We start from the raw sequence: 14,559 nt of genomic DNA, 5'->3' as shown, positions 1-14,559 counted from the left end.
AAATCGGTCTATCCAAAGATGGGAAATCATTGCACAACACATGCTACTTGGCCATTTTCCACGTGGAACAATTGGTGGGAAATAGACAAGTCATGTAAATGTTTTTGCACAGATTCATGCTCTAAAGTGGTAATAAAAACTTGACTACCAAGTTGGCTTAATCGCTCAATTAAACGTTGTTGTGCGGCTAAATCTAATTCTGCTGTCAGATCATCTAATAATACCACAGTTTCCTTATTACAGGCATGTAGCATTGCAATCTGTGAGAGTTTTAGCGCTATAATCAGTAGCTTTTTTTGGCCGCGGGATAAAACAATATCCGCCTCCCCGTTAGGGGTTTTCAGGCGTAAATCGGCACGATGTGGACCATATTCTGTATATCTTCGGTCAACATCTTTTTGATGATGAATGCATAGGTCATGTAGCAATCCATGTTCAGTATGAAAGCCAGCAATATATTGCAGTTCAACACTTAAGTTAGGCAGCAGATAGTGTAAATCTTGCTGAAAAAATACATTCCACTGTTCCACAATCGCAACCCGCTGTGAATGCAAAATTTCACCATATTCACCCAACATTTTATTCCACGGTTCTAAGCTTTCTAAACTTAAATGACGCTGCGATTTTAATAGGCTATTGCGTTGTTTTAAGGCGCGCGAATAATATTGCCACGCATGATAAAACTCTGGTTCCACGTGAAACATTAGCCAGTCGAGCAACTGTCGTCTTGGCTTGGCACCCTGATCAATAATATCGGTACTTTGCGGATCGATATGCTGTAAAGGCAGTAGTTTGGCCAACTGCCCTTGTGTGGCAATATGATCTCCATTCACTTTCATAACCTGCTCGCCATTAATATGTTTTTGCATTCCAATTTTTTCACTGGAAGATTGAGCAAAAACAACAGCATTCTGAGCATCATGCAGAATATAGTGTTTGGGAATATGGGTGCGAAAGGAACGACCCGTCGCCAGCAAATGGATCGCCTCCAAAATTGAAGTTTTTCCCGAACCATTCGAACCATAAAAGACGTTAAACGGCTGCAACTCAGAGAGTGCAACCGTTTTTAAATTACGAACACGTTCGATGTTTAAACGCGTAATCTGCATAATAAATCTAGCGATTACACACGCATTGGCATAACAACATAGGTCTGATCAGCATGTGCAGGATCATGAACCAATACTGATTGGTTGGCCTCACTCATGGTCATCGATACATCATCACCATCTAGGACACCAAGCACATCCAGTAAATACTGTGCATTAAATGACATTTCTAACGGTGCATCGTTGTACTGAATTGCCAAATCTTCAATCGCTTCATCTTGCTCAGGGTTATTGGCACGCAATTGCAAAGTATCTGCACTGAAATTCAAGAATACGCCACGCAGTTTTTCATTACTTAAAATCGAAACACGCTGTAAAGACTGCTTAAACACATCATGAGCAATTAATACATTTTTATCACCACCACGAGGAATGACACGGCGATAATCTGGAAATTTCCCATCGATCAGTTTCGTGGTAAAACGAACAGTAATGGTTCCCTGCTCTTTATCGCGGCTTGGTGTATTAATGGTCACATTCAGTAGTTCACGACCAATTAATAACGACAATTGCTCATCTTCAATGCTCAGTAAACGTTGTAATTCACCCACGGCTTTACGCGGTACAATCGCTTGAATCAACTGTTGCGTATTTGAAGAAGCCAATGTTTCACACAAGGCCAAACGGTGACCATCTGTTGTGACTGCACGCAATTGATTTTCATCAATTTCTAGTAAAGTACCTGTTAAATAAAAACGAACATCCTGTACAGCCATTGCAAAGGCCGTTTTTTCAAATAAACGTTTTAATTCACGCTGAGTGACCGCAACTTGTGTGCCTTGTGTGTTTTCTGTATTAAGCAACGGGTAATCTTCGGCAGGCAAAGTCCCCAATACAAAACGGCTGTTCCCCGATTTCAGAATACAGCGCTGATCTTCGGTAATTTGAATATCGATTAAGGCTGAACTTGGTAAAGATTTACAGATATCCATCAGTTTACGTGCAGGTACTGTCGTTTCACCCGCTTGTAAGCACGCACCTTCCATTAAATTGGTACTCGCAACCAATTCAACTTCTAAATCTGAACCTGTAATCGCCAAAGCATTTTGACTCACTTGTACTTTAACATTCGATAAAATGTTTAAGGTGTGGCGACGTTCCACCGCTCCTACTACATGTGAAAGAACATTAAGTAAACTTTCTTTGGCGATTTTTAAACGCACGATGCATTCCTCGAAAAAACTGAAGATGAAATATAAATAAATGTGTTTTTAGCAGTGTACTATGCGGCAGAATATACCGCATTGCAAGAATAGAATTTGATCAATATAGATTAGCTTTGCAGCAGGCGTTGCAAGTTTTTGTAATCCTCATTAAAGATAGGATCATCCTCTCTGAGGCTTTGCACTTTTTCACACGCATGCATGACAGTACTGTGGTCACGACCACCAAATGCCATACCAATTTCAGGAAAGCTGTCCCCTGTCAGTTCACGTGCCAAGCCCATAGCCAATTGACGAGGGCGTGCATAAATACGCGTCCGTTTAGGACCAATCAACTCTTTCAATGGAATACGGAAATATTCACTCACCACACGTTGAATGTTTTCTGTACTGATGGTTCGAGCACGAATCGCCAATACATCTTTAAGTGACTCGCGCACCACATCAAGATCAATTGATGTACCTTTAAACCGTGAAATAGCGACCACTTTATTGAGTGCACCTTCTAACTCACGGACATTCGCAACGACTTGTTGTGCAATAAATAACGCACAGTTACGTGGTAAATCTACGCCACTACTCTGAGCTTTCTTCAATAAAATCTCAATTCGCGTTTCAATATCTGGAGGTTCTACACCAACCGACAAGCCCCAAGAAAAACGCGAAACTAAACGGGCATCGAGTTCCGTCAATTCTTTAGGATAACGATCTGAAGTTAAGATAATTTGCTTCGATTCATCCAACAAGGCATTAAATGTATAGAAAAACTCGACCAAACTGGCTTCTTTTCCAGCCAATAAGTGAATATCGTCCACCAAAAGCAAGTCTAAAGAACGACAGTTTTTCTTAAATTCTTCCACTTTGCCTTGTTGTAAGGAGCTAACAAAGTCCTGCACAAAGCTTTCAGCGGTCATATACATCACTCGTGCATTTGGCTTAGCTTGCAATAAAGCATTCCCTACCGCTTGCATTAAGTGAGTTTTACCTAAACCTGTCGGGCCATATAAAAACAAAGGGTTATGCTGAGAAGCTCCCAATTGAGTCAATACTTTACGGCAAGTTTCAGCGGCCATTTGGTTAGAACGACCTTCAACAAACAGTGAAAAAGTAAATAAGGGATTTAGCAATCGCTTTTTGTTTTTTAGCGACAAATCATCTTTTTCTTTCTTTGGCTTTACTGCTGGTACAGGGATTGAAGTTTCCAAGGCTGCTGTTGTTGTAGCAGGTTGTTCACTTGGAGATAAAATTGCACCAGGCCGAGAATCCACCATGATTTCCACATGACGTACTCGTCCTTCTGACAATTGCTCTGCCAAAATAGTAATAAGTTCTAAATGATGTTCTTGAATATAACGCGTCCAATATGGATTAGGCGCATATAGTCGCAAAGTGTCTTCTAACTCTTCAGCAACTAAAGGGCGAATCCACATTGTAAAAACATTTCCAGAGAGCTCTTGTCGCAAGCGAGTTAAGCAGTCTGTCCAAAGCATGTGAAACCCCTATTCATCCATTTTTAAATTTAAAAACACCACTGTCCGCCTAAGCGGGTCGCCATTCTAACCAAGTTATCCACATCTGTCATGAAGAATTCTGCAAAATTTGCTCAAAAAAGAAATAAACAATCTAAATTTAAATTCAAAACCTCGTGTGGATAAAAGCATCCGCAGGCTGTGGATAAAAATAACCACCAAGTTATCCACAATTGATTAAAATCTTAAAAACACAGATATCCACAGGGTTAAGTCTTGTTTTTATATATTAAAAATAGCTTTTCCACAGAAAAACTGCTCCCTAATAAGAATAAATTTAAATTTTAAAATTTGAATTTATTTATTAAAGCCAACTTTTGTTGGGGATAACTCAAACAAAAGAATAAATTTAAATTTAAACCATTAGTTGTCTATCGTTATGTGGATAAATTTGTGAATAATATTGTTTATAACTTATTTTTTATTATTTAACAACTTATTATGGTGTGAATACTTTTTAATTTCGTGAATAGAACAATTGAGGTTATTGTAGTCAAGCTGTTTTGATTATAAGTTTATTTGCTCTGAATGAGCGTTTTTGATTGACAGCTCAAGCAATGAACACTAAAATCGCGGACCTTTATAGAAAGATCAATTTTTGGAGTTTCGATATGAAACGTACATTCCAACCATCTGAATTAAAGCGTAAACGCGTTCATGGTTTCCGTGCTCGTATGGCTACTAAAGCTGGTCGTCAAGTATTAGCTCGCCGTCGTGCAAAAGGTCGTCACAGCTTAACTGTTTAATCTGTTAATGCTTAAACGATTTTGGGTGTTATGACACTTTATGACTTCGGCGCAGAGCGGCGTCTTCGCTGTGCTGCCGATTATAAAGTTGTATTTGATGGTGCGCTTTTTAAAGTGCATCAACCCCATTTCTTGTTTCTTGCCACACATTCCAAGCAACCTAACAGTCGTTTGGGAATTGTTGTTGCCAAGAAAAAAGTGCGCCGTGCGCATGAAAGAAATAGAGTAAAACGACTTGCTCGCGAAAGCTTTCGCCTGCATCAAATGCAACTGGATGCCTTGGATATTGTTGTTATGCCTAAAGTTGGTATAGAAACAGTCGCCAATTCAGAATTGCATCAGCAATTACAATTTGCTTGGCAAAAGCTGCAACGCATTGCCAAAAAGCATTCAAAAATAGCTCCCTCCCCACAGAAGTAGAGAAAGCCAATGGTACGTGTGCTGCATTGGTTCATTCGATTCTATCAGATCGCGATTAGTCCTATGTTGGGACCACGCTGTCGTTATATACCTACATGTTCTCAATATTCATTGGAAGCAATCCATACGCATGGAGCTGTACGGGGTGTTTGGTTGGCTGCAAATCGTATTTGTCGATGTCATCCATGGGGCGGCTCAGGTTATGATCCTGTTCCTGCAAAAGCAATTCGTTTTATTTCATTTCAGCAAATCGATTCTCAAATGCATCTCGTTGCTGTACCCTTTCGTGGATGTTTATGGAATCAAAATCACTCTAACTTTTTGGGGTAATAGATATGCAACAATGGGCCAGGATTGCAATTCTAGGAGCCATGTTTGTCGTCGCATATTTGCTTATTTTGGCATGGCAAAAGGACTATGGTCATAATGAAACTCAACAACAGCCACAAAAAGCTGCTGTCGTTTCACATGAAGTCTCTGCTGACTTGCCAAATGGACAGACAGCTACGGCTGCTTCTGATGTGCCACAAGCAAATAGTACTGCTCAGCAAACTACAGAATCGACTGCGGCAGCAAGTCAACAGCTTATTTCAGTTCAAACTGACCTTTATCATCTTTGGATTAGTCCAAAAGGTGGTGATATTGTTCGTGTTGAATTACTCAATCATGATAAAAACAAAGATAGCGATGAACCGTTTGTTATGCTGGAAAGCGATGCCAAACGTACGTATGTTGCACAATCTGGTTTAATTGGTCTAAATGGACCTGACAGTAGTCGTAATGGTCGTCCTGTCTATGAAATTGAGAAATCTGCATATACTTTAGCTGATGCAAAAGCAGCGAAAGATAAAGACGGCAAGTCAGTTAAAGTACTTTCTGTTCCGATGGTCTTTAAAACGACTGATGGTGTAGAAATTATTAAAACATTTACCTTCACTCAAGGTGAATATCCAGTTGTGGTCAATCACAAAGTGGTTAACCGCAGCGGTCAAAACTGGCAAGGCCAGATGTTTGGTCAGCTCAAACGCGATAATTCAGAAGATCCAGGAAAATCGGATCAAGGAATTTTCACTTTGGGTACCTTCTTGGGTGGTGCTTGGGGTACGCCTGAAGAACATTACAACAAGCTTAAATTTGCCAACTTTAACGATGAAAAGTTAAATGTTGAAGCAAAAGGCGGCTGGGTTGCAATGGTTCAGCATTACTTTGTCAGTGCTTGGATTCCAGGCGAGTTGAAGTTGACTCAGGCCAATGGTCAAGCTTATACCGCTAAATTAGAATCGCGTAAATCGAGTGATGATATGAATATCCTCAGTTTTACTTCACCGACCATCAATGTACCTGCAGGTACTGTGGCAGAGGTTGACGCGACGTTCTATTCAGGTCCTAAAATTCAATCTGAATTGAAAGATTTGGCTGTAGGTTTAAATCAGACCGTTGATTATGGTTGGTTATGGCCAATCGCAAAATTATTGTTCCTAGGCTTACAATTCTTCCATAACTTGGTCGGAAACTGGGGCTGGTCAATCATTTTACTGACTGTATTGGTTAAACTCATTCTGTGGCCATTGTCGTCTAAGAGCTATCGCTCAATGGCGAAAATGCGTGTAATTGCACCAGAAATGCAGCGTATGAAAGAAGAATTCGGTGAAGACCGTATGCGCTTCTCTCAAGAAATGATGGCATTGTACAAGCGTGAGCAAGTCAACCCACTTTCAGGTTGTTTACCGTTATTATTGCAAATGCCGATCTTCTTGGCTTTGTATTGGGTACTGATGGAAAGTGTGGAACTGCGCCATGCACCTTGGATGCTCTGGATTCAAGACTTATCAGCAATGGATCCGTGGTTTATCCTGCCATTATTGATGGGTGCGACCATGTTCATTCAGCAAATGTTGAACCCGCAACCTGCTGATCCAATGCAGGCGAAAGTGTTCCGCATTATGCCAATTATGTTTACTGTATTTATGTTGTTCTTCCCTGCAGGCTTGGTTCTGTACTGGATTGTGAACAACACGATTACCATTACACAACAATGGTTTATTAATAAGTCAGTAGAAAAAGCACGTAGCTCGAAAGAAGCCGCATAACGCAGCTTCTCACAGCAACTAGCTGATTAAATCCGCTTAAGATGGTAATCTTAGGCGGATTTTTCTTTGGGTTCGATTGGGACTAACGTCAGGTGAATTGTATGCAACATCAAACCACTATCGCAGCGATTGCTACTCCTCCAGGTCGTGGTGGTGTGGGAGTGATTCGTCTTTCTGGTCCGCAAGCTTATGCGATTGCAGAACAGTTGACGCAAAATGCATTACCAAAAGCACGCATGGCTGGGTTCCGCCAGTTTCTTGATTTTGAAAATGAAGTACTGGATGAAGGTTTGGTAATTTGTTTTCCCAATCCAAACTCATTTACAGGTGAGGATGTCGTGGAGTTACAGGGACATGGTGGACCTGTGATTCAAAATGCTTTGCTCGCGCGGTGCTTAGAATTAGGTGCAACTGCTGCTAAGGCAGGTGAATTCTCTATGCGTGCCTTTGAAAATGGCAAACTGGATTTGGTCCAAGCCGAAGCGATTGCCGATTTGATTGATGCGACTTCGCAGGCTGCTGCACGTTCAGCTGTGCGTTCTTTGCAAGGCGCCTTTTCACATAAAGTGAATGCTGTACTGGAAAAGTTGATTCATTTACGTCTACATGTGGAAGCCGCAATCGACTTTCCTGAAGAAGAAATTGATTTCTTAGCGGATGGCAAGATTTTAACTTTATTGGAAGACGTACAGCACTCAGTGGCTGCGGTACAACAATCTGCTCGCCAAGGGCAATTGCTGCGCGAAGGTTTGCAGGTGGTGATTGCTGGTAAACCGAACGCAGGTAAATCTTCTTTGCTCAATGCATTAGCAGGTATTGAACGTGCGATTGTAACGGATATTGCAGGCACTACCCGTGATGTATTACATGAAAAAATTAGCTTGAATGGTTTGCCGATTACGTTAACCGATACCGCAGGATTGCGTGAAACGGGCGATGTGGTGGAAAAAGAAGGTATTCGCCGTGCGATTAAGGAAATTGAACAAGCTGATTTGCTGTTATTGGTCTATGACTTGAGTCAAGGCGAAGATCCTCTGCAATTGGCACGTGAATATTTTGAACACCATCTTGAGCCTAAGCGTCTAATGTTGATTGGGAATAAGTGTGATTTGACTGGTGCAACTGTTCAAATTGGCGATTTTCACGGTTTCCGTCATATTACGGTTTCAGCTAAACAGGAAACAGGTGTTCAATCGCTTATAGAAGCGATTACGGCGCATGCAGGCTTCCAGCCAGAGGAAGACACCTTTATTGCACGAACTCGTCATCTAGATGCAATGAAGCGCACTCAGCACTATCTTGCAGAAGCACATGAACAGTTGGTGGTGTTTCATGCAGGTGAATTGGTTGCCGAGTCATTACGCCTTGCTCAAAATGCTTTGGGAGAAATTACGGGTGAATTTAGTGCGGATGACTTGCTTGGGAAAATTTTCGGCTCATTCTGTATTGGAAAGTAATTTAGAACTTAAGTGTTGTTGAATAAGCTGCAATAAATTCTATTTATAAAATAAAAAGCATTCAGTTCACAATGACGGAATGCTTTTTATTGTTCTATGGGGTTTCATCATTTGACTTTACAATAAATCGAGTTGAAATAGCAGGAAAGTTTTTAATCTCGTAAAGGCATTTTCTATGAGATCATGCCCTCATCTATTTCTTTATTTTATATATCCTGAGTTACTTAAGCATTGGTTGTCTTGAGTTAAGCAAAGTCATTTTTTCGCAATGATTTGTGCCAGGACAATCCTTCCCTCTTGTAGGTTTTTTCCTTGATTCTGCGCCATGATTTTAAAATCAGCCCCCAGTAGTATGTGAAACCCCAGGGAGGGTAAGCCTTCCTTTTGTATCTTTTCAGCCAGAGACACAAACCATGTACGTGCACTTTCGGTTGTATCTAACCAGTCAGTAATTGTAAAACCTGCTTCTTGGAGTAGCTGACGTAGCTCATTTGGCTGTACCAGAAAGCTGGTATTTGCTGTGCGTGCCCATGGCACCGGAAAAAGGACAGGACCCGATGGGCCTGCAAGAACATCATAAATTGCTAGTGTGCCATCTGGTTTTAGCACCCGATACATTTCCTGATACAGACGAGCTTTATCCAAGATATTCATTGCCACATGTTCTGTCCAGACGACGTCAAAGGTCTGATCGGGAAATGGAAGTTGGGTCGCATCTCCTTGGTGATAATCAACTTGGTGCGCAAGACCAATCTTGGTAGAAAGCATTCTCGCAGCACGGCAGTATTCTTCTGTGAGGTCAATGCCTGTGACGTGACAGCCGAATTCTTTTGCAAGACAACGCGAAGTTCCACCAATACCGCTACCGACATCCAGTACATGTTTTGTTGCATCAAGTCCAGCAGCATGGGCCAGCTCCAGAGTGGCTATCCGTCCTCGGATATGAAACTCATCAATCGGTGCCAGATCTTCGGGTGTTAGCTGGTTGATGTTCTTACCTGCTTTTTCCAGTGCGTTCAGGATGATGTCTCCCAAATCGGGACGTGTATAGTGCATTTGGATTGTTTGATTGACACGAGATTGCATAAATATGATCCTCCTCGTGTTGACTGTAAGTGATAGGACATATTGACTCTATGACTGAAGAAAGGTGTGAAAATATCTGTTTTATTCAGTATTTAATTGTGCTTATTTGATTATGCTAGTCGGGCGAGTATTCAATATGTTGTCATTAATTCGCGTTTTGTACCACAATCATAACAAATCACAAGATCTGAAAATAGGGACATACATCGTGCCACTGTATCTAATAGTCACCAGTCTCAGATTGCCATTGAGTCTAATGAAAAAAACAGTAAAGAAGATGTTGAGTGATATTAGCGGAACTTTAATACGTGAGTGATCTCTTTGTTGGTCGTTGCTGAATTTGTGATTGATTTTGAGTACATCATAATGATGATGTACATTAAGCAGGCAGTTTGCAAAGTGTTAAGGCATGTTTGTTGAATAATGAAAAAATTTATTCAAAGTGGTTTTAAATTTGGAGGTTATTTTTCTTCTGCCAGAACAATAATGTGAAACATAGAAGTGCCATAGCCATACCAAAACCGCTCACTGCCAAATTTAAGCCCCACAGATCGGCACTGTAACCGACGGCAATAATCGGTACGATCGTCCCCAAATAACCTATAAACAAATAGGTCGAAATGACCGCAGCACGATTGTGTGGGTTGGTCATTTGATGAATCAGACCAAAAGAACCCATGATGCCTAAACCATGTCCCAAGCCAACGCCAATATCACTGATAAAAAACAAAAGACTCCAATGTGTTTGCATACAGATGGCTAAAAGTAGACAACTGCCCATCATCAGAATCAAACCATAATTTAAGCTACGTGCCGCGGGTAACGATTTGGCAAAAAACTGAACCAGTGCAGAAATAAACAGAATGCTGGAAATGGCCAGACCACTGACCAAAGGACCATGCCAAGGAATCAGGTCTTTGACAAAAGATGCTGACAGTGAAGCAAACAGACTGAATGCGCCAAAAGCACAAAATGCAGTTAAACCTGCAATAAAAAAATGAATACGTGCTGAGGCGACAGGAAGTTCCAAATGCGGTGCAATCGAAAAGGCTTGTGCTTGAAAAGTCAGTGGCTTTAAGCGAAAGAGACCGATCAAACAGAGCATTGCCCCCGCAATCACTGGGAGATAAGGTACCAGTAATGGCAATGCTGAAAATTGAGCAATTACACCACCAATCAAGGGGCCTAAAGCAAAGCCGATGACAGTAATAATGGAACTTATCTGAGGTGCATGAGGTTTATAACGGTCTGGAATAGTGAGCATTAGGCCTAACATGGCGGAAGTACTGATCAGTCCTGATGCAATCCCAATAATAAAACGTCCTAAGCCGAGCGAAATCGCTGTATGGGCAAAAGCAGAAAGGACTAATCCCGTAATGACAAATCCTAAACCGACTTGTAGCGTGCGCAAAAAACCAAAGCTGTTACTGGCGCGGCCGAAAAACAACAGTGTTGCTAAACAACCAAACATGTAAGCAACGAAAATATAGGTAATCTGACTGGGCAATAAATGCCACAGTTCTTGATAAATCGGATACAGTGGGCTGGCTAAAGCTGTACCGATAGTTCCCATAATCAAGGCAAGGCTGACCATGATAAATGGACGCCAAGTTTGAGAGTTTGTCATGAAGCCAACCACAAATGAGTGCATATTGCCATGCTATAAAAAGCTAACAATGAGCAAAGAGAAGATGTTATTGGCAGTGTACTGGTGATGTGCTTCTTCGGTCAATTTATCTAATCTAATAAAAACTTAGCTATAACGTTTAAGTAACTTCATAAATTCAGCCAGTTCTTGTTCATTAACCTCTGCATGCTCCCCAATAACATGATGGCGTAGATGTGCTTCGATTAATTCGTTCATCAGACCGTTAACAGCACCTTTAATTGCAGCAGCTTGTTGTAATATTGCGATACATTCTGCATCGGGCTGCTGTAATGATTGTTCCACAGCATTCAATTGGCCTTGTAGACGCTTAACGCGGTTTAAAATCTTTTTATCCTGATGCAAATGGCCCACACGCTGCTCCAAAAATAAATATACTATGGGGGAGTATATTTAAAATGACCTAAAATGAATATTTTCCCATCTTCACGCAGTCACACCCATCAATTTGATGAAGGTAATCCGCTCGCACAAAAACGTATTTTACTGGCCACTATTCTAACGGCAGTCATGATGTTATTAGAAGTGATTGGCGGCTGGATTTTTAATTCGATGGCATTACTCGCCGACGGTTGGCACATGAGTTCGCATATGTTGGCATTGGGTCTGGCTTATTTTGCCTATCGCGCGGCTCGTCATTATGCCCAAGATCATCGTTTTAGCTTTGGTACGTGGAAAATTGAAATTTTAGCGGGATATAGCAGCGCAATTTTACTGTTAGTGGTTGCAATTTTTATGGCATTTCAGTCTGTAGAACGCCTGATTTATCCTGTAGATATTCAATATAATCAAGCAATTCCGATTGCAATTTTAGGTTTGGTCGTGAACTTGATTTGTGCATGGTTGTTACATGATGGTCACCATCACCATCACCATCACCATCACCATCACGAAGAATCGGCCCATTCGCATCATCACGAGCATGATTTGAATCAAAAAGCAGCTTTTTTACATGTGGTTGCCGATGCCGTGACTTCGGTCTTTGCGATTGTGGCTCTTTTTGCTGGGAAATACATGGGGTGGTCATTCCTTGATGCTTTATTAGGGGTTTTAGGAGCAATTTTGGTCGCACGTTGGGCTGTGGGATTGATGCGGGACACGGCGAAAACCCTATTAGATGCAGAAATGAATCATCCTGTCGTGGAGGAAATCCGTGAGGTGATTCATGATTTGCCAGTTGTTGTTGAAGTGACCGATTTACATGTCTGGAAAGTCGCCAAAGGTAAGTTTGCCTGTATTTTGGCATTGAACAGCCCTTCTCCATTAACGGCGGATGAAGTGCGTGCCGCTTTATCAATTCATGAGGAAATTGTGCATATCTCGGTAGAAATTAATTCATTTGATATTGCCGTTTAAGTTCCACGTGAAACACTCAGGTATTTGTTTTACCAAATACCTGATAAAAATTATCAATCAGCATCATAATTCGGATTAAACTGACTCACTTTTATAACTTACGTGAACGAGCAGAATTCATGTTGAAAAGAACAATGGTTGCGATGCTGGCGAGTTTCATTTCTTGGTCTAGTTTTGCGAGTGTCGAGACAGTAAAAACCAATTTAGCCAAACAACATCCAGATTTGAAAATTGAGAATATTCAAAGTACGGAAATGCTAGGTATCTATAGTGGCTCTATGGATGGTCAAGTGGTTTATGTTGGAGAAAATGCCCAACATATTTTAGTGGGATCGATGATTCGATTGAAAGATCAGCACAACCTGACTAAAGATTTGATTTTAAAACAGAACTCGATTGATTGGAAAAAATTGCCATTACAAGATGCAGTGAAAACCGTGCGGGGTAATGGTAAACGCCAATTGGCGATCTTTTCTGACCCAAATTGCCCGTATTGCAAGCAACTTGAGGCTGAATTAAAAAAACTGGATAACGTGACCATTTATACTTTCATTTATCCAATCAAACCGCAATCGGTTGCGCCGTCTAAAGCGGTGTATTGTGAAAAAGATCAAAGTTATGCTTGGGAAAACTTGATTGCTAAAGGGACTGCTCCTGCGGGGAATAAAAGCTGTGCCAATCCCATTGAGCGTAATTTGAAATTAGGTCAATCTCTTGGGGTGAATGGAACACCGACGCTGATTTTCTCGAATGGCTTTAAAGCGGCGGGTGGCTTCCCTGCCGAACAAATTGAACTCATCTGGAAAGAGTTGGGTTTGTAATGAGATAGAAATTAATTTAAAAAAAAGCCTTTTCATGGTTCACATGAAAAGGCTTTTTTGTGCAAAAAATTAAGCGCGGGATTTTTTCATAATAAGATTATAAATAAACAAAATAATAATCGCGCCAATCACTGAGGCAATAAAGCCAGCAGCTACATTGTCGGCATACAACCCGAGCATGCGTCCACCGTAAGTTGCGAGTAAAGAACCCGCGATCCCTAACAGGGTGGTAACGAAGAAGCCTGCCTTATCATCGCCAGGATGAAGTGCACGGGCAATCAGACCTGCAATAAAACCTACCACAATTGCAACAATGAGTGACCACATAAGTATTCTCCTTGTTCTTGTTTTGAATCAATGATTTTGACTTACTGCTTATTATTTTGGAGAAAAGGGTTGGAATTAAACAGCAGATCTGCAAAAAACTGTGGTGTTTTTGTGTGAGGGATTTATAGCAAAAAGACATAAAAAAACCTTCTAAACCCCGAGCAATGCGGGAGATAGAAGGCTGAATATTGGGTTATTCGACGCTAAGCTTAGAGACCAATTTCACCAATAAAAGGAATATGGCGATATTTTTGATCGTAGTCGAGACCATAGCCGACAATAAATTTATCTTCGACTTCAAAGCCTAAGAATTTTACCTCTAAATCAATTTCACGGCGTGAAGGTTTGCTCACGAGTGTACACAATTCAATTGAGTTGGGTTCACGTGTTTGCAAGATTTCAAGCACTTTGCTTAAGGTGTGTCCAGAGTCAATAATGTCTTCAACAACCAGAACATCTTTACCACGAATTTCGCCGTCTAAGTCTTTTAAAATTTTTACATCACGGCTTGAAACGGTTGATTTGCCATAGCTCGAAACTGTCATAAAGTCGAGTTCATGTGGTTTTTCAATTGTTCGGCATAAATCAGCCATAAAAATAACGGAACCACGTAATAAGCCTATTAAGACAAGTTCTTTATCACTTTGGGCATAGTGGGCATTAATTTTAGCACCAAGCTCTTGCACTTTTGCTTGGATCTCTTCAGCTGAAATCATTACGCTCATTTGAACGGTCATGGGCAGATACCTAAAAATCAAAAATAAAAAAGGCGTTGACCTGCAACACCTA

15 protein-coding genes are annotated in these 14,559 nt (G+C 41.0%); 7 read left to right on the top strand and 8 right to left on the bottom strand.

Annotated features, from left to right (window positions below; all coding sequences use genetic code 11):
- Nucleotides 1–26: 26 nt before the first annotated feature.
- The 3 genes from recF to dnaA all read right to left on the bottom strand — a co-directional run bounded on the left by recF (nt 27) and on the right by dnaA (nt 3,762).
- Complete coding sequence (gene recF / locus C3F34_RS06840) at nt 27–1,109, bottom strand: DNA replication/repair protein RecF (protein WP_044739555.1); 1,083 nt, start codon at nt 1,107–1,109, stop codon at nt 27–29.
- A 14-nt stretch (nt 1,110–1,123) separates the two neighbouring features.
- The gene (gene dnaN, locus C3F34_RS06835) at nt 1,124–2,272 is read right to left on the bottom strand and encodes a DNA polymerase III subunit beta (protein WP_016168945.1); all 1,149 of its coding nucleotides are present in this window, start codon (nt 2,270–2,272) and stop codon (nt 1,124–1,126) included.
- 110 nt (nt 2,273–2,382) lie between these two features.
- Nucleotides 2,383–3,762, bottom strand: a complete 1,380-nt coding sequence (gene dnaA / locus C3F34_RS06830; protein ID WP_104441298.1) for a chromosomal replication initiator protein DnaA — start codon at nt 3,760–3,762, stop codon at nt 2,383–2,385.
- Between the two features lie 650 nt (nt 3,763–4,412).
- Here dnaA and rpmH point away from each other — a divergent pair.
- From rpmH to mnmE, 5 genes are all read left to right on the top strand, one after another.
- On the top strand, nt 4,413–4,547 hold the full coding sequence (gene rpmH / locus C3F34_RS06825) for a 50S ribosomal protein L34 (protein ID WP_000831329.1): 135 nt from the start codon (nt 4,413–4,415) through the stop codon (nt 4,545–4,547).
- A 30-nt stretch (nt 4,548–4,577) separates the two neighbouring features.
- Nucleotides 4,578–4,967, top strand: coding sequence for a ribonuclease P protein component (gene rnpA, locus C3F34_RS06820; RefSeq protein WP_044739553.1), 390 nt, complete (start codon nt 4,578–4,580; stop codon nt 4,965–4,967).
- Between the two features lie 9 nt (nt 4,968–4,976).
- Nucleotides 4,977–5,297 carry a membrane protein insertion efficiency factor YidD gene (gene yidD / locus C3F34_RS06815; protein WP_016168948.1) on the top strand — a complete coding sequence of 107 codons (321 nt, stop codon included), beginning with the start codon at nt 4,977–4,979 and terminating at the stop codon, nt 5,295–5,297.
- Nucleotides 5,298–5,302: 5 nt separating this feature from the next.
- On the top strand, nt 5,303–7,057 hold the full coding sequence (yidC, locus tag C3F34_RS06810; protein WP_104441297.1) for a membrane protein insertase YidC: 1,755 nt from the start codon (nt 5,303–5,305) through the stop codon (nt 7,055–7,057).
- A gap of 101 nt (nt 7,058–7,158) precedes the next feature.
- Nucleotides 7,159–8,514, top strand: coding sequence for a tRNA uridine-5-carboxymethylaminomethyl(34) synthesis GTPase MnmE (gene mnmE, locus C3F34_RS06805; RefSeq protein WP_044739551.1), 1,356 nt, complete (start codon nt 7,159–7,161; stop codon nt 8,512–8,514).
- 255 nt (nt 8,515–8,769) lie between these two features.
- On the opposite strand, the gene C3F34_RS06800 is transcribed toward mnmE, so the two are convergent.
- From C3F34_RS06800 to C3F34_RS06790, 3 genes are all read right to left on the bottom strand, one after another.
- The gene (locus tag C3F34_RS06800; protein WP_044739550.1) at nt 8,770–9,600 is read right to left on the bottom strand and encodes a class I SAM-dependent methyltransferase; all 831 of its coding nucleotides are present in this window, start codon (nt 9,598–9,600) and stop codon (nt 8,770–8,772) included.
- A gap of 448 nt (nt 9,601–10,048) precedes the next feature.
- Nucleotides 10,049–11,227, bottom strand: a complete 1,179-nt coding sequence (locus C3F34_RS06795; RefSeq protein WP_228155339.1) for an MFS transporter — start codon at nt 11,225–11,227, stop codon at nt 10,049–10,051.
- 126 nt (nt 11,228–11,353) lie between these two features.
- Nucleotides 11,354–11,620, bottom strand: a complete 267-nt coding sequence (locus tag C3F34_RS06790; protein ID WP_044739548.1) for a metal/formaldehyde-sensitive transcriptional repressor — start codon at nt 11,618–11,620, stop codon at nt 11,354–11,356.
- 54 nt (nt 11,621–11,674) lie between these two features.
- Between C3F34_RS06790 and dmeF the strand changes: the two genes are divergently transcribed.
- Nucleotides 11,675–12,622, top strand: coding sequence for a CDF family Co(II)/Ni(II) efflux transporter DmeF (gene dmeF / locus C3F34_RS06785; protein ID WP_104441296.1), 948 nt, complete (start codon nt 11,675–11,677; stop codon nt 12,620–12,622).
- 119 nt (nt 12,623–12,741) lie between these two features.
- Nucleotides 12,742–13,443, top strand: coding sequence for a DsbC family protein (locus C3F34_RS06780; RefSeq protein ID WP_104441295.1), 702 nt, complete (start codon nt 12,742–12,744; stop codon nt 13,441–13,443).
- Between the two features lie 69 nt (nt 13,444–13,512).
- Here C3F34_RS06780 and C3F34_RS06775 read toward each other — a convergent pair whose 3' ends face one another.
- Together C3F34_RS06775 and hpt are read right to left on the bottom strand one after the other, a co-directional pair.
- Nucleotides 13,513–13,770 carry a GlsB/YeaQ/YmgE family stress response membrane protein gene (locus tag C3F34_RS06775; RefSeq protein WP_104441294.1) on the bottom strand — a complete coding sequence of 86 codons (258 nt, stop codon included), beginning with the start codon at nt 13,768–13,770 and terminating at the stop codon, nt 13,513–13,515.
- A gap of 209 nt (nt 13,771–13,979) precedes the next feature.
- The gene (hpt, locus tag C3F34_RS06770) at nt 13,980–14,507 is read right to left on the bottom strand and encodes a hypoxanthine phosphoribosyltransferase (protein ID WP_104441293.1); all 528 of its coding nucleotides are present in this window, start codon (nt 14,505–14,507) and stop codon (nt 13,980–13,982) included.
- Nucleotides 14,508–14,559: the final 52 nt, after the last annotated feature.

The organism is Acinetobacter sp. ACNIH2 (assembly GCF_002934965.1).
Lineage (GTDB): Bacteria > Pseudomonadota > Gammaproteobacteria > Pseudomonadales > Moraxellaceae > Acinetobacter > Acinetobacter tandoii.
The sequence above is the reverse complement of the archived record's forward strand: the minus strand, read 5'-3'. Positions and strand labels throughout refer to the sequence as shown.

Bases quoted from the DNA above. Each gene is read 5' to 3' on its own strand.
- recF (WP_044739555.1), bottom strand. From the start codon at position 1,109: ATGCAGATTACGCGTTTAAACATCGAACGTGTTCGTAATTTAAAAACG.
- yidC (WP_104441297.1), top strand. From the start codon at position 5,303: ATGCAACAATGGGCCAGGATTGCAATTCTAGGAGCCATGTTTGTCGTC.
- C3F34_RS06780 (WP_104441295.1), top strand. From the start codon at position 12,742: ATGTTGAAAAGAACAATGGTTGCGATGCTGGCGAGTTTCATTTCTTGG.
- mnmE (WP_044739551.1), top strand. From the start codon at position 7,159: ATGCAACATCAAACCACTATCGCAGCGATTGCTACTCCTCCAGGTCGT.
- yidD (WP_016168948.1), top strand. From the start codon at position 4,977: ATGGTACGTGTGCTGCATTGGTTCATTCGATTCTATCAGATCGCGATT.
- C3F34_RS06795 (WP_228155339.1), bottom strand. From the start codon at position 11,227: ATGACAAACTCTCAAACTTGGCGTCCATTTATCATGGTCAGCCTTGCC.
- hpt (WP_104441293.1), bottom strand. From the start codon at position 14,507: ATGACCGTTCAAATGAGCGTAATGATTTCAGCTGAAGAGATCCAAGCA.
- dnaA (WP_104441298.1), bottom strand. From the start codon at position 3,762: ATGCTTTGGACAGACTGCTTAACTCGCTTGCGACAAGAGCTCTCTGGA.
- rnpA (WP_044739553.1), top strand. From the start codon at position 4,578: ATGACACTTTATGACTTCGGCGCAGAGCGGCGTCTTCGCTGTGCTGCC.
- dmeF (WP_104441296.1), top strand. From the start codon at position 11,675: ATGAATATTTTCCCATCTTCACGCAGTCACACCCATCAATTTGATGAA.
- C3F34_RS06800 (WP_044739550.1), bottom strand. From the start codon at position 9,600: ATGCAATCTCGTGTCAATCAAACAATCCAAATGCACTATACACGTCCC.
- rpmH (WP_000831329.1), top strand. From the start codon at position 4,413: ATGAAACGTACATTCCAACCATCTGAATTAAAGCGTAAACGCGTTCAT.
- C3F34_RS06775 (WP_104441294.1), bottom strand. From the start codon at position 13,770: ATGTGGTCACTCATTGTTGCAATTGTGGTAGGTTTTATTGCAGGTCTG.